This is a genomic window from Bacteroidota bacterium, from assembly GCA_016722565.1.
Classification (GTDB): Bacteria; Bacteroidota; Bacteroidia; order 2-12-FULL-35-15; family 2-12-FULL-35-15; genus 2-12-FULL-35-15.
In genome coordinates, this window is the sequence record JADKIU010000001.1 from 1,109,706 (window position 1) to 1,136,415 (window position 26,710).

At 36.0% G+C, this 26,710-nt stretch carries 27 protein-coding genes; 12 read left to right on the forward strand and 15 right to left on the reverse strand.

Annotated elements, in window-relative coordinates:
• Positions 1 to 33 precede the first annotated feature (33 nt).
• Positions 34 to 1,017 carry a T9SS type A sorting domain-containing protein gene (locus IPP64_04560; GenBank protein ID MBL0328688.1) on the forward strand — a complete coding sequence of 328 codons (984 nt, stop codon included), beginning with the start codon at positions 34 to 36 and terminating at the stop codon, positions 1,015 to 1,017.
• Between the two features lie 64 nt (positions 1,018 to 1,081).
• Positions 1,082 to 2,068 (forward strand): T9SS type A sorting domain-containing protein, encoded by a 987-nt coding sequence (locus IPP64_04565; GenBank protein ID MBL0328689.1) that lies wholly within the window; start codon positions 1,082 to 1,084, stop codon positions 2,066 to 2,068.
• Between the two features lie 60 nt (positions 2,069 to 2,128).
• Here the strand turns inward: IPP64_04565 and IPP64_04570 are convergent, their stop codons facing one another.
• Positions 2,129 to 2,953: an alpha/beta fold hydrolase gene (locus tag IPP64_04570; GenBank protein MBL0328690.1), complete on the reverse strand. Its 825-nt coding sequence runs from the start codon at positions 2,951 to 2,953 to the stop codon at positions 2,129 to 2,131.
• 98 nt (positions 2,954 to 3,051) lie between these two features.
• On the opposite strand from IPP64_04570, the gene IPP64_04575 reads away from it, so the two are divergent.
• Positions 3,052 to 3,243, forward strand: coding sequence for a cold shock domain-containing protein (locus IPP64_04575; protein MBL0328691.1), 192 nt, complete (start codon positions 3,052 to 3,054; stop codon positions 3,241 to 3,243).
• A 216-nt stretch (positions 3,244 to 3,459) separates the two neighbouring features.
• Here the strand turns inward: IPP64_04575 and IPP64_04580 are convergent, their stop codons facing one another.
• The 4 genes from IPP64_04580 to IPP64_04595 form a co-directional block, all read right to left on the reverse strand.
• On the reverse strand, positions 3,460 to 4,185 hold the full coding sequence (locus IPP64_04580) for a hypothetical protein (protein ID MBL0328692.1): 726 nt from the start codon (positions 4,183 to 4,185) through the stop codon (positions 3,460 to 3,462).
• Positions 4,186 to 4,284: 99 nt separating this feature from the next.
• Positions 4,285 to 5,226, reverse strand: a complete 942-nt coding sequence (gene trxB, locus IPP64_04585) for a thioredoxin-disulfide reductase (protein MBL0328693.1) — start codon at positions 5,224 to 5,226, stop codon at positions 4,285 to 4,287.
• Positions 5,227 to 5,341: 115 nt separating this feature from the next.
• Entirely contained in the window at positions 5,342 to 6,271 is a 930-nt protein-coding gene (locus tag IPP64_04590) for a DUF4249 domain-containing protein (GenBank protein ID MBL0328694.1), read from the reverse strand.
• Positions 6,272 to 6,292: 21 nt separating this feature from the next.
• Entirely contained in the window at positions 6,293 to 8,773 is a 2,481-nt protein-coding gene (locus IPP64_04595) for a TonB-dependent receptor (GenBank protein ID MBL0328695.1), read from the reverse strand.
• 192 nt (positions 8,774 to 8,965) lie between these two features.
• On the opposite strand from IPP64_04595, the gene IPP64_04600 reads away from it, so the two are divergent.
• Positions 8,966 to 10,303, forward strand: a complete 1,338-nt coding sequence (locus IPP64_04600) for an MFS transporter (protein ID MBL0328696.1) — start codon at positions 8,966 to 8,968, stop codon at positions 10,301 to 10,303.
• A 7-nt stretch (positions 10,304 to 10,310) separates the two neighbouring features.
• Here the strand turns inward: IPP64_04600 and IPP64_04605 are convergent, their stop codons facing one another.
• The 7 genes from IPP64_04605 to IPP64_04635 all read right to left on the reverse strand — a co-directional run bounded on the left by IPP64_04605 (position 10,311) and on the right by IPP64_04635 (position 16,378).
• The gene (locus IPP64_04605) at positions 10,311 to 11,549 is read right to left on the reverse strand and encodes a class I SAM-dependent methyltransferase (protein MBL0328697.1); all 1,239 of its coding nucleotides are present in this window, start codon (positions 11,547 to 11,549) and stop codon (positions 10,311 to 10,313) included.
• A gap of 16 nt (positions 11,550 to 11,565) precedes the next feature.
• The gene (locus IPP64_04610) at positions 11,566 to 11,949 is read right to left on the reverse strand and encodes a DUF1365 family protein (GenBank protein ID MBL0328698.1); all 384 of its coding nucleotides are present in this window, start codon (positions 11,947 to 11,949) and stop codon (positions 11,566 to 11,568) included.
• Complete coding sequence (locus IPP64_04615) at positions 11,946 to 12,356, reverse strand: DUF1365 family protein (protein MBL0328699.1); 411 nt, start codon at positions 12,354 to 12,356, stop codon at positions 11,946 to 11,948. The genes IPP64_04610 and IPP64_04615 overlap by 4 nt, the downstream gene beginning before the upstream one ends.
• Positions 12,357 to 12,500: 144 nt before the next feature.
• Positions 12,501 to 13,745, reverse strand: coding sequence for an FAD-dependent oxidoreductase (locus tag IPP64_04620; protein MBL0328700.1), 1,245 nt, complete (start codon positions 13,743 to 13,745; stop codon positions 12,501 to 12,503).
• Entirely contained in the window at positions 13,746 to 14,774 is a 1,029-nt protein-coding gene (locus IPP64_04625; protein ID MBL0328701.1) for a class I SAM-dependent methyltransferase, read from the reverse strand.
• A gap of 81 nt (positions 14,775 to 14,855) precedes the next feature.
• Entirely contained in the window at positions 14,856 to 15,653 is a 798-nt protein-coding gene (locus tag IPP64_04630) for a DUF1295 domain-containing protein (GenBank protein ID MBL0328702.1), read from the reverse strand.
• Entirely contained in the window at positions 15,650 to 16,378 is a 729-nt protein-coding gene (locus IPP64_04635) for an acyl-CoA desaturase (protein MBL0328703.1), read from the reverse strand. Before IPP64_04635 ends, IPP64_04630 begins: the two co-directional genes overlap by 4 nt.
• Before the next feature lie 119 nt (positions 16,379 to 16,497).
• On the opposite strand from IPP64_04635, the gene IPP64_04640 reads away from it, so the two are divergent.
• Genes IPP64_04640 through IPP64_04650 form a run of 3 tightly spaced genes read left to right on the forward strand, consistent with a single transcriptional unit; the run spans position 16,498 to position 19,210 of the window.
• Complete coding sequence (locus IPP64_04640; GenBank protein MBL0328704.1) at positions 16,498 to 17,385, forward strand: universal stress protein; 888 nt, start codon at positions 16,498 to 16,500, stop codon at positions 17,383 to 17,385.
• A 6-nt stretch (positions 17,386 to 17,391) separates the two neighbouring features.
• Positions 17,392 to 18,627 (forward strand): cation:proton antiporter, encoded by a 1,236-nt coding sequence (locus IPP64_04645; protein MBL0328705.1) that lies wholly within the window; start codon positions 17,392 to 17,394, stop codon positions 18,625 to 18,627.
• Between the two features lies 1 nt (position 18,628).
• Positions 18,629 to 19,210, forward strand: coding sequence for a tRNA-(ms[2]io[6]A)-hydroxylase (locus tag IPP64_04650; GenBank protein ID MBL0328706.1), 582 nt, complete (start codon positions 18,629 to 18,631; stop codon positions 19,208 to 19,210).
• Positions 19,211 to 19,303: 93 nt separating this feature from the next.
• On the opposite strand, the gene IPP64_04655 is transcribed toward IPP64_04650, so the two are convergent.
• From IPP64_04655 to IPP64_04665, 3 genes are read right to left on the reverse strand one after another with little or no spacing between them, the layout of a single operon-like run.
• Positions 19,304 to 19,723, reverse strand: coding sequence for an acyl-CoA thioesterase (locus tag IPP64_04655; protein ID MBL0328707.1), 420 nt, complete (start codon positions 19,721 to 19,723; stop codon positions 19,304 to 19,306).
• Between the two features lie 10 nt (positions 19,724 to 19,733).
• Positions 19,734 to 20,123 (reverse strand): hypothetical protein, encoded by a 390-nt coding sequence (locus tag IPP64_04660; protein ID MBL0328708.1) that lies wholly within the window; start codon positions 20,121 to 20,123, stop codon positions 19,734 to 19,736.
• Between the two features lie 3 nt (positions 20,124 to 20,126).
• Positions 20,127 to 22,004, reverse strand: coding sequence for a polysaccharide biosynthesis protein (locus tag IPP64_04665; GenBank protein MBL0328709.1), 1,878 nt, complete (start codon positions 22,002 to 22,004; stop codon positions 20,127 to 20,129).
• 111 nt (positions 22,005 to 22,115) lie between these two features.
• On the opposite strand from IPP64_04665, the gene IPP64_04670 reads away from it, so the two are divergent.
• The 5 genes from IPP64_04670 to IPP64_04690 all read left to right on the forward strand — a co-directional run bounded on the left by IPP64_04670 (position 22,116) and on the right by IPP64_04690 (position 26,688).
• A complete protein-coding gene (locus IPP64_04670; protein ID MBL0328710.1) occupies positions 22,116 to 23,303 on the forward strand; it encodes a glycosyltransferase in 1,188 nt (395 codons plus the stop codon).
• A 7-nt stretch (positions 23,304 to 23,310) separates the two neighbouring features.
• Positions 23,311 to 24,402 (forward strand): glycosyltransferase family 4 protein, encoded by a 1,092-nt coding sequence (locus tag IPP64_04675; GenBank protein MBL0328711.1) that lies wholly within the window; start codon positions 23,311 to 23,313, stop codon positions 24,400 to 24,402.
• A gap of 39 nt (positions 24,403 to 24,441) precedes the next feature.
• Positions 24,442 to 25,545: a glycine cleavage system aminomethyltransferase GcvT gene (gene gcvT / locus IPP64_04680; GenBank protein ID MBL0328712.1), complete on the forward strand. Its 1,104-nt coding sequence runs from the start codon at positions 24,442 to 24,444 to the stop codon at positions 25,543 to 25,545.
• 61 nt (positions 25,546 to 25,606) lie between these two features.
• On the forward strand, positions 25,607 to 25,960 hold the full coding sequence (locus IPP64_04685) for a hypothetical protein (GenBank protein MBL0328713.1): 354 nt from the start codon (positions 25,607 to 25,609) through the stop codon (positions 25,958 to 25,960).
• A gap of 8 nt (positions 25,961 to 25,968) precedes the next feature.
• Positions 25,969 to 26,688, forward strand: coding sequence for a 2-phosphosulfolactate phosphatase (locus tag IPP64_04690; protein MBL0328714.1), 720 nt, complete (start codon positions 25,969 to 25,971; stop codon positions 26,686 to 26,688).
• Positions 26,689 to 26,710: the final 22 nt, after the last annotated feature.

The window sequence follows — 26,710 nt, forward strand, 5'->3', positions numbered from 1 at the left end:
TACACTAACTTTGTGTAAAGGCGTTTATTTTAAATGATTTTCAAACTGAAAATATTGTTTTTCTTTTTAGTAATTTTTGTAACTAAAAATTATGCGCAAAACCTTGTACCTGTGCCTCAATTTGAAAAAACGGATACGCTTATTTGTGCCCCCCCTACTATTACAGGTATTATAATTGATGTTCCACCTTGGTTTGAGTATTATTCAGCGGATTATTATAATGTCTGTGACACTTCAAATTATTGGGGAGTTCCTCAAAATATAATTGGTTATCAAGAGGCTCATTCAGCTAGAGGGTATATTGGTCTGTATGCATATTATCAAACGGTATTCTCAAGAGAGTATATTGAAGTTCAATTAACTAGTCCACTTATTACTTCTCAAACATATTACGTTCAGTTTTATGTTAGTTTAGCTGACACAATGCAATATGCTATTGAGAATTTAGGAGCTTTATTTACAGATACACTTTTTGATCCCTTTCCAGCTCCAACATTTACATGGGTAACTGGAATTCCTCAAATAGAAAACGCAGCAGGAAATATGTTAAATGATAAAAATAATTGGGTCGCAGTGAATGGTGCTTTTGTGGCTAATGGAGGTGAACAATATATTACAATCGGAAATTTTAGAGATGATGCAAGTACAGTAAAACAATATTTTGGTGGAACTACGATAAATACGCTAGGTGCCTATTATTACATCGAAGATGTTTACGTAGGAACAACGCCACCACCGGTAAGTGTTCAAGAAAATGAACAGGACACACACAACATAAAGTTATATCCAAATCCGAATAATGGTGTCATGACACTTGAATGCAATTTACTTGATACGGAAAATGGAAAATTAACAATATACGATATTACCGGAAAGTTGATACGCACGTATAGTTTAGCTACTGGAACAAAAAAAGTAACAATAGATGTACAATTGCTGGAGGCAGGAATCTATTTGTATGATGTTATTGTGAATGGTAAGAAGAGTAGAACCAATAAAATGACGATTATGAAATAATAGCTAATAAACTTTTAATTGATACGCCTTTACACTAACTTTGTGTAAAGGCGTTACTTTTAAAATGAAAACAAATAAAATTATATTATTTATTTTATGTTTCTATTTTTCAGAAGAATTAGGAAGTCAAAATCTCGTGCCTAATCCTGATTTTGAAACCTATAAAGAATGCCCTGATACGTCATTTTTAGGTTTTTATCAAATATTAGATTCTACATGGCGTGAATTTAATTCTGCCGATTATTTTAATAGTTGCGATACATCATCAAATTTTTATGGCATACCATCAAATTTTATCGGAGGATATCAATTTGCTCATTCGGGAAATGCTTATGTTGGTTTGCTTGCGTACAATTCAGGAATGTTTAATAGAGAATACATCGAAATTGAATTGTTGTCACAATTAATTGGAGGGCAAACTTACTATGTTAGATATTATATAAGCTTGGCAGATGATTATCAATATGCCGTTGAGAACATGGGTGCTATGTTTACTGATACATTGTTCAACCCTTTTCCACCCCCTTCTTTTTCTTGGATAACGGGTGTTCCACAAGTTGAAAATACAACAGGGGTTTCGTTAAATGATAAAGTTAATTGGGTGGCTGTTTCTGGTTCCTTTGTTGCACTTGGAGGAGAAAAGTTTTTGTCTATTGGGAATTTTAGAAATGATATAAATACAGTATCACAGTATTTAGGCAGTGCTTCGGGTTTTTATTCGGCAACATATTACTACATCGATGATGTTTATGTAGGAACAACTCCACCACCGGTTAGTGTTCAAGAAAATGAACAGGACACATACAACATAAAACTATATCCTAATCCAAATAATGGTGTTATGACACTTGAATGCAATTTGCTTGATACGGAAAATGGAAAACTAACAATATACGACATTACCGGAAAGTTTATTCGCACCTATACTTTAGCTAATGGTACAAAACAGCTAACTGTCGATGCACAATTGCTGGAGGCAGGAATCTATTTGTATGATGTTATTGTGGATGGTAAAAAGATTGAAATCAATAAATTTGCGATTATAAAGTAATTTAAGTGCTAAAAATATTGATTAATATATTGAACGCTTAGTAGAAATACGGAGCGTTTTTTATTTCAGTATCTCCACAAACCTCTTTACAAACTCTCCTCTGTACATTCCGCTGGCATTAATATGAGCTCCTTTTATTTCCCAGAATTCTTTTGGAGCAATGGCTTTGTCAAATAGTTCTTTCCCCATGTAAAACGGACAGGTTTTATCCTCGGTACTGTGGATGATGAGTTTGGGGATGGTCACTTTGTCGATTTCTTCTATCGCATCGTATTTTGTTGGGACCAACATTTTTGTTAACCACTTGGGTGCTCCGCTTTTTCTTCCCACATAAATTGCCATGCGCTCATGGCCGGTAAATGCACCTTCTACAATTAAGGCATCAATCAATTTCTGCTCACGCGCTGCTACTACACAAGATAAATGTCCGCCCAAGGATTGCCCGAATAAAATCAATTTTGTGTTTTTTACATCTTCGTGTGCTTTTATATAATACAATGCCGAAATCCCATCTTCCAATACATGCTCTTGTGATTCTTTTCCTTCCGATTTTCCAAAGCCTTGGTAATCGAATGTCAATACTTGAAAACCTGCTTGAATTAACGAATCGGAGAATTGGTATTGATAGGAAATGTTGGCAGCATTGCCATGGAAATGCAAAACAGTTCCGATGACCGGTTTATTCTTTGGTTTAAAAAACCAGCCATTTAAGTTGTTTCCGTTCGCTGATTTAAAGTTTACTTCTTCTAAAAAGTACTTGGTTGTATCGGGATAGTACTTGAATTCTTTGTACGGGACATAAAAAAAGGAGGAGGTGCTGCAGGAGGAAAGCCCTATCAATAGTAATAAAATCGGTATAATATTGCTTCTGGTATTGCTTTTCATATATCAGTCTATTAAAATCAATATTAGTAATAAAAATTTGATTTACTAAGTAAGTGTCGTATATTTGTTAGAGTATTAATTATTAATTATTAAATTGAATGAAAACAGGTACAGTAAAATTTTTCAATGTTTCTAAAGGATTTGGTTTTATCACAGTTGATGGAACAAACCAAGAATTATTTGTTCACGTTACAGGGTTGGTTGACCAAATCCGTGATGGTGATAAAGTAACTTTTGAAGAAGCAGAAGGTAAAAAAGGTTTAAATGCAGTAAATGTGAAAAAAGCATAATTGTAAAAATCATTTTTTGAAAAGAAGCTCTGAGGTAACTTGGAGCTTTTTTTTGTGCTCAATTTTTGAATGATTGCCACAGATTCACTGATTTTAAAGGGAATAATAAATTTAGCAGATTTGATTGTCTTGGTTGTTATTGCTCCTGATAGGATTGGATAATACACTATAACTGAGCGTCATTGCGACGAACGAAGCAATCTTGACAAATTTATACTATTTCACTTCTTCGCCATTCACCCATTTTTGTTGGGTCACTTTTCCACTCTCATCATATTCTTTCCAGGCACCGTCTTTTTGGTAATCAATCGCTGATTGGCTATACTTCATAGTGCCTTCGGCTTTGATATTTCCATTTTCATAGTATTCTTTTTTGGAATAAATCTTTTTCTTCGGGTCTGTCATCTCAAACAGTTCCTGTGGTTTTCCGTCCTCCGCAAATGATTTACGGAAAATCAAATATTCCATACTCTTGGAGTTTTCTTCGGTATATTCTATTTGTCCGTTCGGGTAATAATCGGTCCACACTTGCGGATTTCCTTCATAATAAGTGATGTCAGATTTTAGTTTTCCATCTGGATAAAACAATTGGAGATTGCAACGTTTAAAGTCTACCAGTTTAAAGGAGCGTTCAACATTGCCGTTTGAATAAAAATTTTTGTAAATTTTTAAATGTCCATCTTCATAAAACCCTTTGTGCAAGGTTTGCCCTGTTTCATAAATATCTTCCATCCAACCTTGACAAGCATATCCTTTTTTATCGTTGCGTACAGAGTCGCCACCGGTATAAAAGTTCAATTTTTCATACATGGTAATCCCATATACTTCATCTACTACTTTTTTCTCATTGTATTTTACCGGCACAGGAATTTGTCCAAAAAACTGAGCAAAAGAGAGTTTTAAGGCAAACGTAAGAAGGAAAAGCAGCAGTAGTTTTTTCATTAATCGTAATCTAATAATGGGCGTTTATTCCGTGAATATAAAAAAAAATCTCCGTTCATGGTATTTTGAACGGAGATTTTTAAAAAAGGTGAATATGGACTAATGAATTCCTTTTTCGGCAAGGTATCTTTCCGCATCCAAAGCGCCCATACAACCGCTGCCAGCTGCTGTAACTGCCTGACGGTAAATGTGATCTTGTGCGTCACCAGTTGCAAAAACACCCGGTACGTTTGTTTTGCTGGAACCCGGAATGGTTTGGATATATCCGGTTTCGTCTAATTTTAAATAATCTTTAAAAATAGCGGTATTTGGTTGATGTCCAATAGCTACAAAGAATCCTGTTACGGCTAATTTTCTTTCTTCCCCTTTGTCGTTGACAATTAAAGCACCATCAACCGATTTCTCTCCTAATATCTCTTTTGTTGAAGAATTAAAAATTACCTCAATGTTTGGTGTATTTAAAACACGCGTTTGCATCGCTTTAGATGCACGCATTTCGCCTTTACGAACAATCATGTATACTTTATTACAAAGTTTAGCAAGGTACGTTGCTTCTTCAGCAGCTGTATCTCCAGCGCCAACAATGGCAACATCTTGACCTTTAAAAAAGAATCCATCACAAACAGCACAGGCAGAAACTCCGAAGCCATTTAATCGTTCTTCAGATGGTAAACCTAACCACTTTGCGGAAGCTCCAGTTGCAATAATAATCGTATCTGCAGTTATTGTTGTTTTTTCATCGATCACTACTTTGTGAATCGGACCGGTGAAATCAACAGAAGTAGCCAATCCCCAACGAATATCGGTTCCAAAACGTTCGGCTTGTGCTTTAAAATCTTCCATCATTTCAGGGCCTTGTGTTCCTTTCGGATATCCGGGATAGTTTTCTACTTCGGTAGTGATGGTTAATTGTCCACCGGGTTGTAATCCTTGATACATCACAGGTTTTAAAGCTGCGCGTGCTGCATAAATGGCTGCGGTATATCCTGCAGGACCACTACCTATAATCAGGCATTTTACATGTTCAATTTGTTCGCTCATAATTTTAATTTCTTCAAATAATTTCTTCCACGAAAATAACATTTGTAAAGATGCTATTGTTTACTTTTTATTCACAAAAGCACTAAACTTATACTAAAATTAGCAATTGATATCCTTATGGTGTTGGCATAATTGTATCAAACGTTGTAGCCATCCCTGACCAGATTCCAAGCGCGCCATTGTCGATATTCCCTAAAATAGTAGTTGGGGAGGCAAATGGATTTCCATTGCTGGAAAGAGCAGATTCAAACGTTGTGAAAAAATCCTTGCTGGCTCTGTCCATTGTTACGAATTTGATATAAATGGTATCCGATTTTCTATAATAATACTGTTCTGATTCTGGATCGTTTTGCAACGAATTTTCTGTATCGGTTGGGTCGTATGCCTTGGCATATGCAAATTCAAAACTCTTACCATCAATCAATTTATCATCGAAGGTGGAGCCGAATTGGAACAGAAAACGTCTGTCTTTGGTCGGTCGTTTTGAATACCATCTGTAATTTTGTCCTAAGCCTGCAGGATCCGTTAAGCGAGCATTCGCAAATCCTAATGAATCTAGCGGAGGGTCCGCTTTCCACCAAACAGAATCCAAAGCTACAGGATACGGGATACTTGTTGTAGAGGTATATACGGTTCCGTCAGCAGCAACTACTTTCAATGAATAGTTTTGTCCCGGTACGCCAACAATAGAACTGCCTTTGTAAACAAGTCCGAGTGAAGTAGCACTGTCAATGGTGATTCCCAGTGTATCGGTAATAATTCCGTTGGAAACATAAACCGTTGCATCCAAAACAAAAAAGTCGGTTGGTGAGGTTCCTGTTACAGACGAAAAAAGTGGAATGGTGCGGGTGATGATGACTTCGGCAAATTTTCCGGTTTCAATCGACCCTTCAATCACAATTTTTTTATCGGAGTTGGGCAATTTAACATCAATCTCTTCGGTACAAGCCGAGAAGAGAGAAGCAGATGCGATAAGGATTAAAAAATATTTTTTACTCATTATTGATTTTCTTTTTAATGAATTTGTGAATACTGCGTATTTCATTTGTTTCAAAATTTCAATTTCTTAAAAATTAAAGTTCCAGGTAGCAGAAGGAATAATCGGGAACAAGTAAACTTGTTTTGCTTTTATTTTAAGTGTGCCATCCGTTGCACTTCCTTCGTTTGCAAAATAAATGATGTATGGATTATGTCTGTTGTAAACATTGAATACACTGAATGTCCAACTGGATGAATAGTTTTTGAACAGCTTGGTTGGGATTTTTACATCTTCTGCTTTAACAGTATCGCCCAATCCGAATTTTTTGATGATGCGTTTTTTTCTTCGTTCAATGTGTTTGGTTCTGTCGGGTGTATAGGTTGCCGAAATATCTAAACGGTGATAAGCCGGCATACGAAATGCATTTCTATCGCTGTAATCGTAAGTGATGTTTCCATCAATTACATAATAGGAAGTAGGAATGGTGATTGCATTTCCGGTGCCATATACAAAGATGCTGGCGAAGGTCCATTTTTTACTCAGGTCGTAACTCAACACCACCGAAGCATCATGACGTCTGTCGTATTTAGCATAAAATTCTTTACCGCGATTTAAATCAGGAAAAACACGTGTGGTAAAGGATAAAGTATATCCTACCCATCCGTTAAATTTCCCGACACGTTTTTTTAGGAACAATTCTACACCATACGCTTGGCCTTTTCCAAACACAAATTGATTGTCGGCATTGTCGCCAATTCCACCACCAGGCATGGAGCCATCGGCATACTCAATTTGATTTTTTAAATCTTTGTAATAGATTTCAATGGAGCTCTCGTAAGCATTGTCTTTAAAGTTTCTAAAATATCCTAAGGAATATTGTGATCCTTCTTGTGGCTTAACTAGTTCGGAAGAAGGCACCCAGGTGTCGATTGGCAAGGTAACAGCAGATAAGGAAGCAAGGTGAATGTATTGCAAGTTATAGGTATACGATGCTTTGATGGATGATTTTGTGTTTAAGGAATAACGTGCGTTAAAGCGCGGTTCAAATCCACCATAATCGGCCACTTTTTTGTTTTTATCGGTGTGGATGGTTGAAGAAATTTGTCCGGTTAACGGGTCTTTCACATATCTGTCAAACGGACCCACCTGTGCAAAATAAGAGTAACGCAATCCTGCATGAATTTTAAAATTGTCGGTTACATCAAAATCGTCAGATACATAAGCCGCAACATCGTGTGCATATAATTTTTTTATTCCGCCCAAATCAAATTCTGTTTCACCTTGTTTTGCGGTAGCACTCATTGGTTTGAAAGTATGATAAATGTAGTTGGCTCCGAATTTAACTTCGTGACGGATGGTTGGGAAATAGCCAAAATCTACTTTTGCATTTAAGTCGTTGATGCCGGAAAATAATTTTAGTTCAAAACCTGTTTGTTCGGCAGAGAATGTAAATTGATAATCACTGATGATGGCCGAAACGTTCATGAATAATTTATTGCTGAACAAGTGATTCCAGCGCACCACTCCGGTGGAGTTTCCCCAAGCAACGCCCATTTTAAATCCGGCATCCGGATCTTGAAACTTCATGATGTCTCGTCCGAAATATCCGCTGGCAAAGATTCTATCTTTATCGGAAAGACGGTAATTCACTTTTGCATTGAAGTCGTAAAAATATACACCTGAGTTTTTGAGAGGAGAATCCGGTTTTGCGAACGGGCGAGCTAACACATCTAAGTAAGTTCTTCTGGCAGATAAAATAAAGGAACCGGTATCTTTTTTAAGCGGACCTTCCACCGTTAATCGGGAAGAAATTAATCCGATACCACCGGAAGCATGATAGGTTTTGTTGTTTCCTTCTTTCATGGAAATGTCTAATACCGAAGCTAAACGTCCTCCATATTGAGCCGGCATACCACCTTTTACAAGGTTGATGCTTTTTACGGCATCGCCATTGAATACGGAGAAAAATCCAAGTAAGTGAGAAGCATTGTAAACAACTGCTTCATCCAATAAAATTAAATTTTGATCGGGGCCACCACCACGCACATAAAAGCCGGAGTTACCATCACCGCTAGATTTAACACCCGGTAAAAGTTGGATGGTTTTTAAAATATCTACTTCCCCTAAAAATGCAGGAAGTTTTTTAATTTCTTCCATGTCAAGTTTAATCGAACCTACAGAAGTACTGGAAACATTTTTATCAATTTTTTCAGAACTTACTTCAACTTCTTTCACATTGATAGCAGATGGTTTAAGCTCAATGTTTAAAACGATGTCTTTATCCAATACAATTGTTTTTACAAAATCGGTGTAGCCTACGTATGAGCTGATGAGGGTGTACGTCCCTTTTTCAACAGTGATGGAAAAAAATCCATATTGATTGGTGTTTCCACCTTTCAAAAGTTCTTTGATGTAAACATTGGCACCAATGCTGTATTCTCCGTTAGAAGCATCTTTTACATAACCACTGATGGTATATTTCTGTTTGTCTTGTGCGTTTGCTGAAAAGGAAAATGCTACAAAAACTAAAAAGAGGTAAACGGATTTGAGGGATAAAAAAGTTCTCATAAATGGAAGAAAAGATTAATTAGGTTTATGACGATTGTGCCGTCAATAAAGCGTTGTCAAAATTAAACAATTAAGTTCACTTGTTGTTTCCTAACTGTTAATTTTCGGGTACAAAACTATGGAAACATTTTTTGATTTCAAAGTTTCCTTACTATTATTTTAAATGTTTTTAAATTCCGATATTGCACTAAAATGAGTCAAAAATCGCTGCCTTTCGCCAAACAAATCGCCTATTCCTTTGGAATGATGGGGTGGAGTGTAATGATTAACCTCATTAGCGTCATCCTGATTTACCTCTATCTTCCACCGGCTGACAGTGGATTGCCTCATTTGATTACACAAGTAGCAGTTTTTGGCGTTTTTAATGTGATTGCCATCATTACCTCCAGTGGCCGATTGATAGACGCCATTTATGATCCTTTTATTGCCCAGTTGAGTGATAGTTCTAAAAATCCGAAAGGGCGAAGAATTCCCATTATGAAATGGGCCATTTTGCCATCCTTTATCTTTTGTTTTTTGATTTTTTATCCCTTAAAGCAGGAGGAAAGCACGTTGAACATTGTTTGGTTGGTAATTATGCTCATCGGTTTCTATGTTTCTTCCACTTCGTATATCATTCCTTACAATGCTTTGTTACCCGAATTGGCGACCACCTCCGAAGCAAAAGTGCGTTTGGCAACCTGGCAATCCATTGGATATGTATTTGGAATTGCAATCGCATCCAATGCTTTTAATTTAGCAGATGTATTGCAACACACGTTTGAAATGGAATCACGCATTATGGCTTTGCAAGGGGCGGTACTCATCATGTGTATTCTGGCAGGAATATTTATGGCGATTACAGTTTTTGCGATTGATGAAAAAAAGTACTGTGTAAGCAAACCTCATTCTGTTCCGATGAAAATGGCCCTGAAACAAACACTTACCAATAAGCGTTTCCTTTTATTTATTGTTGCCGATTTTTCCTATTTCATTGCGGTCACCATCATTACCTCCGGATTATTATATTTTGTTACGGTTTTGTTACAACTACCGGAAACATTAGGGAATAAATTGATGATTACGATGGTGTTGGTTTCATTTATTTTTTATCCGGTAGTGAATTATTTTTCTAAAAAAATCGGAAAAAAAATAATCGTGATTGTTTCTTTTGCATTGTTATCCTTGGTTTTTTTAGGGATTTATTTCTTAGGCAAGGGTAATGTGAATGCCGAATTGCAAATTTATTCATTAATCATTTTAGCGGCTATCCCCTTGGCTTCTTTAAATATTTTGCCGAATGCCATCTTAGCTGAAATTATTGAAAAGGATACAATAGATACTCAAACCAATAAAGAAGGAATCTACTTTGCCGTGCGTTACTTTTTTGTGAAAATTGCACAAACCTTTGGAATTGCATTGTTTGCCATGTTTCTGCTCTATGGGAAAGATGTAGGTAACGATTATGGAATTCGATTGTCGGGTTTGTTGGGTTTTGTATTGTGCTTGTTAGCGGCAATTATTTTTACCCGGTTTAAAGAAAAGCGATAGAATTAAATTATCGATTGATGTTATTCGGTCTTGAATACACCATTTGCATCACATTGATGTTACGCATCGCAAATGCTGCTTCGCAATAACATAAATAATAATTCCATTTACGGATAAAACGTTCGTCAAATCCTAATGCTTTTACTTCCTCTAAATGACTGTTGAATTGGTCTCTCCAGATGGAAAGTGTTTTAGCATAATGCAAACCAATGTCTTTCAAATCGACCATCGTCATGTTGCCGGTATTGTTGATGGATGTATTGATTGCCGAAACGGATGGAAGGAGTGACCCCGGGAAAATATGTTTTTGAATCCAGTCGACACCATTACGTAAACTGTCGTATCGGGAATCCGGACAGGTAATTACTTGTAAAGCAAGGATGCCATCCTTTTTTAAAAGTTCGTTACATTTTTTAAAGTAGACATCTAAGAATTTATGGCCGACTGCCTCCAACATTTCGATGGAAACAATTTTATCAAATTCACCTTCCAATAAACGGTAATCTTGCAATACAACATTTATTTTATTAGAAAGCTGTTCTTTTGCGATGCGTTCTTTTGCCAGTTTATATTGTTCTTCGGATATAGTAGCAGTAGTGACTTTACAGCCATATTTTTTGGCAATGTGAATGGCATTTCCTCCCCAACCTGTACCGATTTCCAATACATGATCGGTCGGTTGGATATTTAATTGCTGACAAAGACGGTCGTACTTTTCAGCTTGCGCTTGTTGCAAGCTCATGCCTTCTTCTTTAAAATAAGCAGAGGAGTAGGTCATGGATGGATCCAAAAACAATGCAAAAAAATCATTGTTTAAATCATAATGCTCAGAAATATTTTTGCGTGAACCATTCACACTGTTGGCTCGTTTGAAATGATAGATTTTGTTGAAGATGCGAAGGATGTTCAATGTTAAGTTTTGAACATTGCTTCCGGAAACGGTAGGCGCATTTTCAATATTAATGATAAACCATTTAATCACATTTGTGATGTTATCGGTATCCCAGCATCCATCCATATATGCTTCACCAAATCCAATATCGCCATATAAAACACAGCGTTTGAAATAGTCTTGTTTTTTGATTTGGATGTTGGCTTCGATGTTGCCTGCCCCATTCCCCAGTTTAATGATTTCTCCATCAGGCATGGTAATGGTGAGGCGTCCCATTTCCATTTTTGAAAACAGACTCAAAATTACTTTTTCATAAAAGCCACGTTTTGTGGCGCTGATAGCGATGGTTGACATACTGGTGTTACCGTTTTTAATTTGTTCTTCTATATACGTCTTTTTGTAATTCTTGGTTTGCTGATTTTTTGTGATAGGGTATTTTTTTTATCCAAAGTTTAATCGCATTCCAATGAATCAAAGTTATAATTTTTAGTGTAATAAACGGGAAACGAATACTATACCATAATAAATTCAAGTTTGTCAACGTTTTTTTACTTCCCGTTAACGTGCTAATAAAAAATCGCTCCCCATCTTTATAATCATCAATTCGGATGTTTAATTTTTCATCCGGTATCACCAGATTGAAATCAAAATTCGAATCGTGATCAATAAAAGGAGAAACATAAAAATATTTGGTCGTATTCAAATGATACTTGTTTTCTGATAGCTGTTCTTTCTTCAGAAGAAAAGGTTTCATCTCACCAAACGTATTTCCAATCTCACAAACAACACAAAGGGGGAATTGTTCTCATCATAACAATAATAAAAGGAAACAGGGTTAAAGTTGTACCCTAAAACGTTTAGGTTTGTTAAAAGCATTATTCGACCTTTGCCAATGTTTAAGCCGTTTTCTGATAAATACAAGGTAATTTGTTCGCGAATACTCTTCGTTTTATCAGGATTGTTGATTGGGAGTTGTAAGTGCTCATCCTTTCGTAAACTAAAATAATTGAACCGATTGTTGCTGAACATCCACAGCTTTTTTGAAAGGAGTTCTATTTCATTTAAGTCAATATAAAACATAAATACATTGTAGTTGAACCTATGTTTTTTAGGTTGCAACCGATGATGCATTACGTTGGCTTTATAGAGACAGCTGTTCAATGGATGGATTCGTTAAAATGGAACGCAGATTGTTATGATTTTCATGATAAAAAATGATTTTTTTCTGTGTTTTCTTGATTTTTTATGATTTATTAGCTTCGCATATTTGATTGTTTTGTTATCTCTTGATTAATATATTTAGGTTCAAAGTTTTGCGCATAAATCCACTGCACTTTTATACGCATCTTCATGAAATCCGTATTTAAAATAACTTCCGCAGAAATACAGTGGTCCGGATTCATTTAATTTATCCAATTCGTTTTGAGCCTGCATGGTAGAAACATCAAATAAAGGATGTTCGTAATTGATTTCTTGAATGATTTTATTTTTGTCGACCGAACCAGGAATTGCATTGATGGAAATAAAATAGTTTTTCTTTTTGGAGACTCCTTGCAAACTGTTCATCCAATAGATGGTTGTTGGTGCTAGCGTTTCGTTACGCTTTTCAATTCTGTAATTCCAACTGCTCCAGGTTAATTTTGTTTTCGGCATAATGGATTCATCCGTGTGAACGGTGGCAACATTTTTCTGATATTTGAAAGGAGTTAACAATCGTTTTTCATCTGCTGTAGGATTTTCTAAAAGCTTTAACGTTTGGTCGGCATGTGAGGCAAATATAACTTTGTCGAAGGTATGCACTCTACCATCTTTTGTTGTTAAAATAGCCTTTCCGTTTTCTCTTTTCACGCTTTCAACCCCATTGTTAATTTGAATTTTATCTTTGAAAGGAGCAATGAGTAATTTGCGGTACGACTGGCTTCCATTTTCTAAGGTATACCATTGGTGTTGGGTATTCAATCCTAAAAATCCGTGGTTTTTAAAAAAACGAACAAGGGTGACAATTGGAAAATCGAGCATTTCATTCATGGGTGTTGACCATACGGCTGAACTCATTGGAATGAGATATTTCCAGAGCATGTCTTCTCCATAATTGTATTCTTTGATGTATTCACCTAGGGAGTAATTATTAAATCGTGGGTTGTCCAACACTTTTAAACTCTCTTTGTTGAAGCGAGTTATTTGTGTTAACATTTTTATGTAAGAAATATTAAAGATGTTTTTTCGCTGCGCAAATAATCCGTTTAATCCGGAACCACAATATTCCAAGCCGGTTGGAGTATATTGCACACTAAACGACATATCCGTTTTTTTGATGGGAGCATTTAGTTCTTTAAATAAATTACAAAGATTCGGATAGGTTTCGAAGTTGAAAACCATAAATCCGGTATCCATATAAACGGGTGTACCATCTTCATCCACAGTAATGGTATTCGTATGTCCACCAATATAATTATCCTGTTCAAAAAGTGTCAGGTCGTATTTTTTATGCAAAAGATGTCCGCAACCCATTCCGGCAATGCCGGTTCCAATGATGGCTAATTTTTCCATTTATTTTTTTGAAAACAAGTAATGACTTACTATCCATTCTTCTCCGTTGTTATAACCCCACAATTCGGCACAAGCCATGTAGAAAATTCTCCAATATACCCACCATTTAACAGCTTGGTCTTTGCCGTATGTTTTTTCAAACAAAGGCATGATTTCCGATTTGTGTTTGTCCATGTTTTGAAGCCATGCTTCAGATGTTTTGCTGTAATGCATTCCGCTTACATGCCAATGTTGCTGAATGGAGAGGTGTTCGTTGAAATATAAAAGTAAATCATCGCTGGGCATGATGCCACCTGTAAAAAAATACTTGCTCATCCAATCTGTTTCATCAATCACTTCAAATTTATAAGCGAATTCTTTATGTGTAAAAATATGAACGAATAATTTACCATCAGGTTTTAAGCTGTCGGCTACTTTTTTCATTAGCAGTTGATAGTTGCGCATGTGCTCAAACATTTCAACTGACACAACGCGATCGAATTTTTTATCAATGGTAAAATCGTTGATATTTACAGTAAGTACTGTTAAATTACTTATCCCTCGTTGCTTGGCTTGTTCATCGATGTGAAGTTTTTGTGTGCGTGAATTGGAAACCACGGTAAAATTACTTCTGGGATATTTTTTTGCCATGAATAAAGAGAGTGATCCCCAACCGCATCCAAGTTCCAAAATATCTTGTCCATCTTTTAATTCCGCTCGGTTACAAGTTATTTCGAGCATGTCGTTTTCGGAGGAATCAATATCGGTAACACCTTCCTTCCAATAGCCACTACTGTATTTTAAGTTTTTGCCTAAACAATACTGATAAAATTCTGTGGGGACTTCGTAATGTTGTTCATTGGCTTCTGCAGTATTGATTGCGATTGGTGAGTTTTTTAGCTCAGTGATGAGTTGCATCAGATGGTCTTGTTGCAATTCAACCGTTGCTTTTTTTTCTTCAATCAACCGTTGCTTTAACAATTTGCGAATCCCGATTCGAATTAAGAAATCAGGAACTTTATTTTTTTCTAATAGTGAGTCGTACCACATAATTTTGATGTAAGATGTTTCAGGTTAAATGTATAATGGGGAAACAAATTGCTCTAAGTAATTTACCTCTTCCATTTTCCATTACACTTTATCCATTTTTTTTGGCAATGGAATAAAAACGCTGGTTGTTCGCTGATATTTTTTGTACAATTCTCCCTTCGACCGAATAGATTGTTCTTCCGTCATTGGAATTCCGGTTACTTTAAAAATTAACAATCCGATAACAAGCGGACAAACAATTGCTATCCATCCGTATGGACTTGGAAGCGCAAAAATGAGAACAGAAATCCAGATCATCAATTGAAAAAAATAATTCGGGTGACGCGAATAATTCCAGAAACCTGCTTCGCATACTTTGCCTTTGTTTGCGGGATTTTTTTTGAATTGTTTCAGTTGCCAATCCGATAATCCTTCACCAATGATTGCTAGTAACCACATCCCGGCACCGATATACTCGAGAATTGAAATTTCGGGAGAGGTGTTTACTGCGATAATAAAGAATGGAATGGCTAAAAATACATTCGATAGGGCTTGCATCTGGAAGAAAATAAAAAACTTTAAATTTTCATGTGGCGCCCATTCTGCACGTAATTGTTTGTAACGTCCTTCTTCTTCATTCAGATGAGAACCAACTCGAATGAGTAAGTAAATTCCTAATCGAATACTCCAAATACTTGCTAAAACAGTGACGATTAATTTACGTGTTTCAAATCCTTCTGCTAAGAGCCAAACGACTATGGCAATAATTAGAAAATTAAATGCCCAGAAAATATCCACAATACCGGCATTTTTGATTCGATACGCCCACACCCAAATAATAATCATTAAGAGGGAAAGAACTGCGAATGATACTAAAGGAAGTTGGATGAAGGGATTCATATTTTTCGAATTTTGATGATTCCTATTTTGTTAAGTGCCAATATTACAGGAAATGTTGGGTCAAACTCATACCATTTTTTTGCAAAATTCAGGCTATTAGGGCTTTTGTGGTGATTGTTTTGGAACAATTCACCCATCATTAAAAAGTCGATAGGCAAACTGTTTTTGCTATGATCTTTATTGTCGTAATTCGAATATCCGTATTTATGACCACACCAATTTACAATCGCACCATGGATAGGACCCATTAAAAAGTGAATGGGTAATAGCAAGAACATCCACCAAGAAGTAGCAAATTGCACATAAAATAAAATGTACAAAGCAACAAACGACAATCGAACGAGCCATAAATCACTGAACCAATCCAACGCTTTCCAAACAGGGTAGTCGCCTCTGAAGGCTTTTTCTGGCTCAGCACCGTACTTCGCATATTGCAGATAGATGTCTTTTGTTTGCATGGTCATGTGCCATACATCTTTAAAAAAGTGCGGGGAGTGTGGATCTTTTTCAGTATCACTGTAAGCGTGGTGCATGCGGTGAAGAATGGCGTATGCACGTGGGTTTAAAAAAGAGGAACCCTGAGTTATGAATGTAAACAGGTAAAAGAATTTTTCCCAAAATGGTTTCATGGTGAACATTTTATGAGAAGAATAGCGGTGCAAAAAAAATGTCTGACAAAATAATGAAAGAAACCAATGAGCAATAAAAAATAAAAATATAGGCATAATCTAAATTAAGTTCAATTTTAGTGTAATGTACGTAAAAGTATTCACTTTGGATGTATAACAATTTTATTTTGAAAATGTTTTGGAATACTTGTTATTGTTATCTTTACACGCAAATAATGAACTTTAAAATGGATTTAAGCAAATTAAAAAAACGACCTTCCTATCCTTTTGAAACAATAGCTGTTGCTATTTCATTTTCACCCCGTTGCCAGCCTATCTTAGCAGAAGCGAAGCGTCTTTCCGATGTATTGGGTGCCGCATTGTTATTGTTGCACATTGGAGAAAAAACCGCTGAAAAAGAGCAAGAACTGGATGAAATGATGGCTGAAATAGGTGTAAATCCGAATCATTCTCGTGTTATTTGGATGGAGGGTGATCCGGTAGACACCATTTTAAAATTATGCAAACTCAATATTGTTGATTTGCTCGTTTTGGGCGCATTAGAAAAAGAGAATATTTTGAAGTTTTATTTGGGTTCCATTGCTCGAAACATTAGCAGAAAAGCAAAATGTTCGGTATTGTTACTTACCAATCCGACCAGTGAGCCTTTGAAGTTTAAAAAGATCATTGTGAATGGAGTGGAAAATCCTAAAACAGTTCACACAATCAATACCTCCATTTATTTAGCGAAAAATTTAAAAGTAAAAGATATTACTATTGTTAATGAAGTAGATGTATCAGGTTTGGCGATGGCTATTGCAGATAATAGCACTGCTCCGCAAGCAAAAGAAATTAAAAAACATATTGCAGAGGAGTCAGAAGAAACACTTCAAACAATTATTGAGAAATGTGATGTTGGTGATATAAAAATTACTGATAAGAGCATAAAAGGAAAACCTGGTTATGCGATAAGTAAATATGCAAAAGATAAAAAAGCAGATTTACTTGTTATCAATTCGCCTGATACACATCTAAATGTATTCGATCGGATTTTTACCCATGATATTGAATATATTTTGGCCGATTTACCATGTAATCTCTTAATTGTGCATTCACGCGTATAGTCGTATATGATTAAACTAGCACATAACGAATTAATTGTACTGTTGTTGTCTATTAGCACAATGCTGATTGTATCTCGCATTTTTGCTGAGTTAGGTAAACGCATGAAATTGCCTGTCGTTATGGGTGAACTGATTGTTGGTATTGTTCTTGGTCCAACGATTTTAGGGATGCTCTATCCAGATATTTTTAATTACCTCTTTCCTCGCACAGGAAATATACCGATAGCATTGGATGGTATTTTTAGTCTTTCAGTAATTATGTTGCTTTTTGTTGCTGGTATGGAAGTGCAATTGTCGCTGGTGTTAAAACAAGGGAAAGTTGCTGTTTATACCAGTGTGTTTAGCATGATAATTCCATTTTTTACAGGATTTGCCGTTGCTTGGTTTTTTCCTGAAGTATTTTCGATTAGTAATGAACCTGCTCCTAAATTGCTCTTTTCTATATTTTTCGGCACTGCATTATCCATCTCTGCCTTGCCTGTAATTGCTCGTATTCTAATGGATATGAATTTGTTTAAAACAAACATCGGAATGGTAATCATTGCTTCTGCTATGTTTAATGATTTGTTGGGATGGCTAATTTTTTCATTTGTATTAAGTTTGACCAATACTAATGCTGGTGAGCAGTTAAGCTTGTGGTATACCATTGCGTATATCATTGGATTTGGGTTGTTTATGCTTACAATTGGCAAACGAATCATTGATAAAACATTGCCTTGGATGCAAACAAAATTATCTTGGCCAGGTGGAGTCTTGTCTATTTCTTTGGGTATTTGTTTGCTTTCGGCAGCTTTTACCGAAGCAATTAATATTCATGCAATTCTTGGTGCTTTTATTGCCGGTATTGCCTTTGGTGATAGTGTTCATTTGCGTGAACAAGCGCGAGAAATCATTCACCAATTCGTTACGAATTTCTTTGCCCCACTGTTTTTTGTTTCTATTGGATTGAAAGTAAACTTTATTGAAAACTTTGATTTGCCAATTGTATTGATTGTTTTGGTTCTGGCATTTGTTGGAAAAGTGGTTGGAGCTACTTTGGGAGCACGTTTGGGTGGAATGAGTAAAAATCATTCACTGGCAGTAGGTTTTGGGATGAATGCTCGTGGTGCAATGGAAATCATTTTGGGAACGTTAGCCTTGAATGCCGGATTAATTTCAAAGCCAATTTTTGTTGCTCTTGTTATTATGGCGCTGGTTACGAGTTTGACAAGCGGACCATTAATGAAAAAATTTATAGATTAAAATGTTAGGATTAAAATTACCGACCGACCCGCGTTGGGTCAATATTGTAGAATCGAATATCGATGAAATATTAACTGATCATGCATGGTGTGAACAAAAAGCAGCTACCAATGCCTTGTCGTTAATTATCAATAATCCAAACTACCCTGAATTGGTTTCTGCACTTTTGGAAATCGTTAAAGAAGAAGTAGCGCATTTTGAAATGGTTCACAATCTGATTCTTTCCCGTGGAAAAGTTTTGGGTATCGAACGCAGAGATAATTATGTCAATGAATTGTATAAGTTCATGCAAAAAGGTGGAAGTAGAAAATCATCGTTGGTGGATCGTTTGCTTTTTTCTGCAATGATTGAAGCTCGAAGCTGTGAGCGTTTTAGAGTCCTTTCCGAAAACATCAAAGATCCTGAATTGGCAAAATTTTATCGCGAGTTAATGATTTCCGAAGCTGGACATTATACTACATTTATTGGTTTTGCTAGAAAGTATGGTGATGATATTGATATCGATAAACGTTGGCAAGATTGGCTGGAGTACGAAGCATCTATCATTAATAGCTACGGAAAAGATTCTACCGTTCATGGGTAAAAAAATACCACAGAGAAAATTAGGAGAGAGAAAAAGAGAGCCGCAGAGAAATCTATTTGTAGAGAAATTCTAGGAGATTATTCGCCATAAAAACTATCCAATCATCTTCGCTTTCCATTTTTCAGGAATTAAAATCGTTTGATTGGTTTTGTAGTTGAAACAAACAATTATCGCTAAGCCTTTTGCTAATTCGATTTCAATCCCATTCTCTACTTTTACAATGGAGCAGCTCATGTCAAAACTTTTTGTACCCATCTTCGAAACCCAGGTGTACACAAAAACTTTATCTTCCAATAAAATAGGTTGTTTGTATTCCATTTCAATTTTTGCAAGAATAACACCTTCATTCACCCAATCGATTTTAATGTTGTCGGCAGCAAGCGCATCAAAATAATCAACACGGGCTAACTCAAAATAAGTAACATGATTGGCGTTGTTCACATGCCCTAATTTGTCGATGTCCTTAAAGCGTATTTGAATTGGTGTTTTGTGTCTGTATGGATGTTCGCTCATAATTGATAATCTAACGAATGAAAATTTTATGCTGACCTAATATTAATATTTCGGAATTGCATTCTCCTAAAATCTCTGTTAAATAAAGCACTTTTGGTTTGATAGCAATCATCTTTTCAATCTCTTCTTTTGCTATTTTATTATTAAATCCCTGAATGGAATGCAACATCAATTGATCGTTGATGTAATAACTGAAGATGTAGGACGTTATAACGATATTTTTTTTGGAATTAATAGTTACCTCCGTGCAATCTTTGATTTGATCGAGTGTTAGGGTGTCTGCATGTTGATTGCAAAAACCAATGTCTTTGTTCTCAAAATATGGATCGCTTTGTGCACTTGCTGTTGTTATTGATAAAGTCAAAAACAGCGAAAAGAGAATGTGTTTTAGTGTTTTCATTTGTCAATCTAATTTTTCGTAAATCGAATTATTGCTTTTAAATTCAGGTACCAGCTCTTTCATCTTTTTAACAATAGATTGGTTGTTTTGTTTGCTAAATAAATCAATTAGCTCAGAGATGGAAGCAGATACATGTTCAAAATCGTATTCTTTAACTTTTGCAATTAATATTTGTTTATGATGTGTCGCGATGGTGTTTTCTTGGTCGGCTAATAACTCCTCGTATAATTTTTCTCCCGGTCGCAGCCCAGTATAAATAATACGAATATCCTTGTCTAATGTTAGCCCTGAAAGTTTAATCATCTTCTTTGCTAGGTCTAAAATTTTTACAGAATCGCCCATGTCGAAGAGGAAAATTTCTCCTCCGCTTCCCATTGCTCCAGCTTCTAAAACCAATTGACAGGCTTCCGGGATGGTCATAAAGAAACGGGTAATGTCAGGATGTGTAATCGTAACCGGACCGCCATTTTCAATTTGTTGACGAAAGCGTGGGATTACCGAGCCGTTTGAACCCAAAACGTTTCCGAAACGGGTGGTGATAAATTTGGTGGTTGATTTTTTTCCTAATGATTGGGCATAAATTTCAGCAATGCGCTTGCTTGCACCCATTACATTAGTCGGATTTACAGCCTTGTCTGTTGAAATCATTACAAATTTTTCTGCATGATATTGAACAGATAAGTCGGCTAAGTTTTTTGTGCCGGATACATTTGTAAATATTGATTCCGATGGATTGTTTTCCATCATCGGAACATGTTTGTAGGCTGCAGCATGAAATACAATCTGAGGCTGAAATGTTTTGAATACATTTTCCATCCGTTCTTTATTGCGGATATCTCCCATCACAATTTCGTATGATTGCTCTTTGTATTTATCAAACAATTCCATCTCCATCTCATACAACGGAGATTCGGCTTGGTCAAGTAAAATGATTTTTTTAGGATGGAAACGAATGACTTGTCGAACAATTTCGCTACCAATACTTCCGGCTGCACCGGTAACCAAAATTGTTTTTCCCGACAATTGTTTTTGAATATTGTCCTTATCCAATTGGATGGGGTCGCGCTCCAACAATTCTTCAATTTGAACTTTTTTAATTTGTCGGAAGCTTAATTCGCCATTAATCCAATCGGTAACAGGGGGTACATTCAATACTTTGGTATTGTGATTTAAGCAGATGTCAACAATCTGCTGCTTCTTTGCAGGAGCTAGGTTTTGAACCGAAATAATCAAATTAGAAACATCATTTTCAGCCAATAGCTGATCCAGTTGTTTGATTCCATAGATGGTGGATCCTTCGAGTTTTTTTCCTTGTTTTTTTACATCATCATCAATAAATCCGAGTACTTTGTACTTTGTCCCGGCATCTCTGTCGAGGGTACGCTTTGTTATGATTCCCGATTCTCCGGCACCGAAAATAATAACACTCCGCTTTTCTTTATTGGGGTTTGTTAATTCTAGGTACAAAGCTTTGAACATCACTCTTAAGCTGATCATCAGAAAAGTGGTGGCCATATAATCAATAATGATGATGGAAAAAGGAATCGGAAAGGTTTTATTCACCGAAAAATAAAAGATGGCATTGATTCCAACAAAGATGATACTGCCAATACTTAAAACAATAAAAATACGTTGGGCATCTTTGGAACTGGTATATTTTACAATGCCTTGGTAGGTTTTTGAGAAGTAGAAACTGCTAGCCCTAACACATAAAACAATTCCAAAAACAAAAGGAAACGCTTCAATTTCAACTTTGGGAATGGCAAAATTAAATCTTACCAAGTAAGCCAAAATCAATGAAAAAAGGCAAATACCCATATCGATGAAAAAGATGATCCACCGAGGCATATTGCGTTGAAATAATAAGTCGATTAACTTCATAGTTCTGTAGCTCAAAGATATAAAAAATGATGGCTATTTGCACTTCCTTGTTATCTTTGTGTCAGTTATACAGAATTGGACAAACAAGTACTATATATATCATACGATGGCATGACTGACCCACTTGGGCAGTCGCAAGTTATCCCATACCTTATTGGTTTAAGCAAGGCCGGCTATGAAATCACCTTGCTGAGCTGCGAAAAAAAAGAGAAGTACAAGGAGCAAGGAACCTATATCCAGTTGTTGTTGAATAGCAACAATATCCAATGGGAACATGTTTTTTTTACTTCTTCACCACCTATTTTGGCTAAATTTTATGATTTAAATAAGCTGAAACAAAAGGCTTCAAAACTCCATCGTAAAAAACAATTTTCATTGGTGCATTGCAGAAGTTATGTGGCAGGTGATATCGGTTATTATTTGAAAAAAAAGTTCAGTATCAAATTTCTATTTGATATCCGCGGATTTTGGGTAGATGAACGTGTCGATGGAGGATTGTGGAATTTGAATAATCCAATTTATAAGTTGGCCTACAAAACCTATAAGAAAAAGGAAGCAAAATACATTGCTGCAGCTGATACCATCGTTTCCTTAACGGAGAACGGGAAACTGGAAATGCAAAAATGGCCATCTTACAATAGCTCGCCAATTGATGTGATTCCTTGTTGTGCCGATTATGATTTGTTTACATTACAAACAGAAGAAGATAAAGTAGCAGCGCGTATAAAGCTAGGATTTAATACAGCTGATTTTGTTTTAAGTTATTTGGGTTCTATCGGGACATGGTATATGTTGGATGAAATGCTCGACTTTTTTAAAGTGCTGAAAATGCAGTATGTCGGAGCTAAATTTTTATTTGTAAGTAATGGTGAAGAAGAAACCATTCGTTCGCGAGCGCATAAGAAAGGAATTTCACTTAACGATATTAAAATTGTGAATGCGAAGCGGAATGAAGTTCCAAAATTGGTTAAGGCATCCACCTTAAGTTTATCCTTTATCAAGCCTGCCTATTCTAAAAAATCAAGCTCGCCAACTAAATTGGGCGAATTGCTTGCAATGGGAATTCCTGTAATTTGCAATACCAAAATTGGAGATGTAGATGGGATTGTGACATATACAAACGGTGGGCTGTTGATTAGTGATTTTAATGAAAATGAATATCAACGTGCTGTAGGAAATTTAAAACAGTTTTTAGAAACACATCTTCCTGGAGAAACGAGAAAATTATCAAAACACTATTATGATTTGAATGAAGGAGTTGAAAAGTATAAAAAAATATACCAACGTTTATTAAATTAGTGATTGTATGAACGGAAGTGCTCCCAGAAAAATTCTTTTCTTATCACCTTATCCATTCGATAAAGCTCCCAGTCAGCGATTGAAGTACGAACAATATTATCCTTTTTTTGAAAAAGCCGGATTTGAAATCACAACCAGTTCTTTTGTGGATGAAAAATTTTGGAAAATTATTTATAACGAAGGAAATTTTCTACTTAAAGCGATTTATACATTAATTGGTTATTGCAGGCGCTTAAAAGATTTAATTTTAATTAGAAAGTACGATGTCGTTTATGTGCATTTGTGGGTAACTCCATTGGGTGCTACTTTTTTTGAATGGTTGTTTGTGTTGTTTGCTAAAAAAATGGTGTACGACATAGATGATTTAATATTTTTGGGGCATACCAGCGATGCGAATAAAAAGTCAAAATTTTTAAAAGGGAAAGCAAAAGCAATTTATTTAATGAAAAAGGCTGATCATGTGATAACCTGCACGCCTATGCTGGATGAATTTGTGAGAAAATACAATGCGCATACCACCGACATATCTTCAACAATTAATACAGATACCTATCTTCCAAAAACGAATTATGAATTAAAACAAAAAGTGGTTTTGGGATGGAGTGGGAGTCATAGTACTTCCAAGTTTTTACATTTGTTAGATGCTGTTTTGTTGGATTTGAAAAATGAACTCGACTTTGAACTGCTAGTTATCGGTGATTCGGATTTTAAAATCGATGGTTTACGTATAACGGCTATTGATTGGAAAGCGGCAACCGAAGTGGAGGAGTTGAGTAAAATTGATATTGGTTTGTATCCCTTGCCGGACGAACCTTGGGTATATGGTAAAAGCGGACTAAAAGCATTGCAATACATGGCATTGGGAATTCCAACGATTGCAACCGCTATTGGGGCCAATTTTAGAGTGATTTCTTCAGAGGAAAACGGACTGTTAGTAAAAACGGATGCCGAGTGGAAAGCCGCCATTTTAAGGCTGGTAAAGGATAAAATGTTCCGCGAACGAATAGGTAAACAGGGTAGGATGCATGTTGAAAATAATTTTTCTTTACACGCCAATAAGGATAAGTATCTCGAGATATTAACAAAGGTGATTTCGTAAGATACTTTTCTTACTTTTACATTCATAAAATTAAAAATCATGGAAACTACATCAACAGAATTAAAATCAGTAGCATTAGAAAATAAACACATTGCTTTAGGAGCAAAAATGGTTCCTTTTGCCGGATACAATATGCCCGTTTCTTACAGCGGATTAAATGACGAACATGCAACCGTTAGAAATGCAATGGGCGTTTTTGACGTAAGCCACATGGGTGAATTTATTTTAAAAGGTGAACATGCACTGGATTTAATTCAACGTGTTACTTCGAATGATGCAGCTGTTCTTGCAGATGGCAAAATTCAATATTCTTGTTTGCCAAATGATAAAGGTGGAATTGTAGATGATTTATTGGTATACCGAATGAATCAAAATGAATACATGTTGGTGGTGAACGCTTCTAATATTGAAAAAGATTGGAACTGGATTAGCAAGTTCAATACCAAAGGGGTGGAGATGAAAAATATTTCGGATGATGTTTCTTTGTTAGCCGTTCAAGGACCGAAAGCCATTTTGGCGTTGCAAAAGTTAACAGATATTAACCTTTCGGAGATTCCTTATTATACATTTAAAAAAGGAAAATTTAATGGAGAAGAAAATGTAGTAATTTCCAATACTGGTTACACCGGAGCGGGTGGATTCGAAATTTATTTTGCAAATGAAGTAGCAGATAAAATGTGGGATGCAATTTTTCAAGCAGGAGCAGAGTTTGGCATTAAGCCGATTGGTTTAGGTGCACGCGATACCTTGCGTTTGGAAATGGGTTTCTGTTTATATGGAAACGATATCAATGATACAACTTCCCCAGTTGAAGCAGGATTGGGTTGGATTACCAAATTCACAAAAGAGTTCACCAACAGCAAAGCTTTGTTGGAACAAAAAGAAAAAGGTGTTTCCAAAAAATTGGTGGGCTTCGAAATGATTGATCGTGGTATTCCTCGTCACGATTACCCGATTGCAGATGCAAACGGAAACGTAATTGGAATTGTAACTTCAGGAACACAGTCGCCTTCATTAAATAAAGCCATCGGTATGGGATATGTCCCAACCGCATTTGCTAAAGCAGATTCTGAAATTTTTATCATGATTCGCGATAAAGCAATTAAAGCGAAAGTTGTGAAAATTCCTTTTTATAAAGCTTAAGTTAGTTTTTGGCGACATTGCGAGCGAAGCGTGGCAATCTAATCTTTAAAGATTAAAACTCATGGATTTTATTCAGATGAATGATTTGAAATCGGGTTGTGTGAAAATTAAGATTGCTGATGGAATGCTCTCGAAGGCTTATGATTGGAAAGATTATCTGATGAATCACAAAGATGAAATATTGCTGTCATTAAGGCAGGAAGGTGTTTTTATCGAATCAGTTTTTCTCGATAAACAAGAAGGCGAAAATTTTCTTATTTACTATATGAAATTTCATAATTCAGAAAAAGCAAAAATAGCTTTTGAGAAGTCTGATTTAAATATTGATAAATATCATGCACAGTTCAAAAAAGAAGTGTGGACAAGTAGAAAAGAATTGGAGTTGCTTGTAGATTTTATAAATTTTGATAGTTAACGACTTTTATGGAAAAGAAAATAATTGTTGACGTTTGTTTATCTCCTTACCTCTATCCTGTTCATCACAGAGATGATGCGATTGTGGTAGTCATTGATATTCTTCGCGCAACAACTGCCATGTGTGCCGCTTTTCACCATGGAGTAGATAAAATGATTCCCGTTGCAACCGTGGAGGAAGCTACCGAATACAAAAAACAAGGTTTTATGGTGGGTGCCGAAAGAAATGGCATTCCACTGGAAGGCTTCGATTTTGGAAATTCTCCTTTTAGTTATATGACCGAAAAAATAAAAGGTCAAACCATTGTTATTTCTACCACTAACGGAACGCAAGCGATTGAAGCGGCTCGTAATGCGCATCAAGTGGTAGTCGGTGCTTTTACAAATATTACTGCTTTATGCGATTATCTGGTTTCTCAAAATAGAAGTGTATTGCTTTTATGTTCCGGTTGGAAAAACCGTTTTAACTGGGAAGACAGTATTTTTGCAGGAGCTGTAACCACGCGTTTGTTTGAAGCGGGTTTGCACAATACCGGTGATGCCGCTAAAGCAATGTCATTCCTGTACGAACAATCACAAAAAAGTCAGATTAAATTTATTCGCAACTCTTCTCATGCCGAGCGCCTCGCTGCAATGGGCTTGAAAAAAGATATTAAATATTGTTTTCAGTTGGATCAAACCACTGCTATTCCTGTTTTACAAGGTAAATATTTAGTAAAACTCCCTTAACCTTTCCGATTCTTATATTTCT

What these genes read in the sequence shown, in the direction of transcription:
- IPP64_04685 (MBL0328713.1), top strand. Translation starts at nt 25,607, where the DNA reads ATGGATTTTATTCAGATGAATGATTTGAAATCGGGTTGTGTGAAAATT.
- IPP64_04650 (MBL0328706.1), top strand. Translation starts at nt 18,629, where the DNA reads ATGTTAGGATTAAAATTACCGACCGACCCGCGTTGGGTCAATATTGTA.
- IPP64_04645 (MBL0328705.1), top strand. Translation starts at nt 17,392, where the DNA reads ATGATTAAACTAGCACATAACGAATTAATTGTACTGTTGTTGTCTATT.
- IPP64_04660 (MBL0328708.1), bottom strand. Translation starts at nt 20,123, where the DNA reads ATGAAAACACTAAAACACATTCTCTTTTCGCTGTTTTTGACTTTATCA.
- IPP64_04600 (MBL0328696.1), top strand. Translation starts at nt 8,966, where the DNA reads ATGAGTCAAAAATCGCTGCCTTTCGCCAAACAAATCGCCTATTCCTTT.
- IPP64_04620 (MBL0328700.1), bottom strand. Translation starts at nt 13,745, where the DNA reads ATGGAAAAATTAGCCATCATTGGAACCGGCATTGCCGGAATGGGTTGC.
- gcvT (MBL0328712.1), top strand. Translation starts at nt 24,442, where the DNA reads ATGGAAACTACATCAACAGAATTAAAATCAGTAGCATTAGAAAATAAA.
- IPP64_04590 (MBL0328694.1), bottom strand. Translation starts at nt 6,271, where the DNA reads ATGAAATACGCAGTATTCACAAATTCATTAAAAAGAAAATCAATAATG.
- IPP64_04630 (MBL0328702.1), bottom strand. Translation starts at nt 15,653, where the DNA reads ATGAATCCCTTCATCCAACTTCCTTTAGTATCATTCGCAGTTCTTTCC.
- IPP64_04665 (MBL0328709.1), bottom strand. Translation starts at nt 22,004, where the DNA reads ATGAAGTTAATCGACTTATTATTTCAACGCAATATGCCTCGGTGGATC.
- IPP64_04655 (MBL0328707.1), bottom strand. Translation starts at nt 19,723, where the DNA reads ATGAGCGAACATCCATACAGACACAAAACACCAATTCAAATACGCTTT.
- IPP64_04570 (MBL0328690.1), bottom strand. Translation starts at nt 2,953, where the DNA reads ATGAAAAGCAATACCAGAAGCAATATTATACCGATTTTATTACTATTG.
- IPP64_04595 (MBL0328695.1), bottom strand. Translation starts at nt 8,773, where the DNA reads ATGAGAACTTTTTTATCCCTCAAATCCGTTTACCTCTTTTTAGTTTTT.
- IPP64_04610 (MBL0328698.1), bottom strand. Translation starts at nt 11,949, where the DNA reads ATGAAACCTTTTCTTCTGAAGAAAGAACAGCTATCAGAAAACAAGTAT.
- IPP64_04635 (MBL0328703.1), bottom strand. Translation starts at nt 16,378, where the DNA reads ATGCCTATATTTTTATTTTTTATTGCTCATTGGTTTCTTTCATTATTT.
- IPP64_04580 (MBL0328692.1), bottom strand. Translation starts at nt 4,185, where the DNA reads ATGAAAAAACTACTGCTGCTTTTCCTTCTTACGTTTGCCTTAAAACTC.
- IPP64_04675 (MBL0328711.1), top strand. Translation starts at nt 23,311, where the DNA reads ATGAACGGAAGTGCTCCCAGAAAAATTCTTTTCTTATCACCTTATCCA.
- IPP64_04605 (MBL0328697.1), bottom strand. Translation starts at nt 11,549, where the DNA reads ATGTCAACCATCGCTATCAGCGCCACAAAACGTGGCTTTTATGAAAAA.
- trxB (MBL0328693.1), bottom strand. Translation starts at nt 5,226, where the DNA reads ATGAGCGAACAAATTGAACATGTAAAATGCCTGATTATAGGTAGTGGT.
- IPP64_04690 (MBL0328714.1), top strand. Translation starts at nt 25,969, where the DNA reads ATGGAAAAGAAAATAATTGTTGACGTTTGTTTATCTCCTTACCTCTAT.
- IPP64_04560 (MBL0328688.1), top strand. Translation starts at nt 34, where the DNA reads ATGATTTTCAAACTGAAAATATTGTTTTTCTTTTTAGTAATTTTTGTA.
- IPP64_04640 (MBL0328704.1), top strand. Translation starts at nt 16,498, where the DNA reads ATGAACTTTAAAATGGATTTAAGCAAATTAAAAAAACGACCTTCCTAT.
- IPP64_04625 (MBL0328701.1), bottom strand. Translation starts at nt 14,774, where the DNA reads ATGTGGTACGACTCACTATTAGAAAAAAATAAAGTTCCTGATTTCTTA.
- IPP64_04670 (MBL0328710.1), top strand. Translation starts at nt 22,116, where the DNA reads ATGACTGACCCACTTGGGCAGTCGCAAGTTATCCCATACCTTATTGGT.
- IPP64_04575 (MBL0328691.1), top strand. Translation starts at nt 3,052, where the DNA reads ATGAAAACAGGTACAGTAAAATTTTTCAATGTTTCTAAAGGATTTGGT.
- IPP64_04565 (MBL0328689.1), top strand. Translation starts at nt 1,082, where the DNA reads ATGAAAACAAATAAAATTATATTATTTATTTTATGTTTCTATTTTTCA.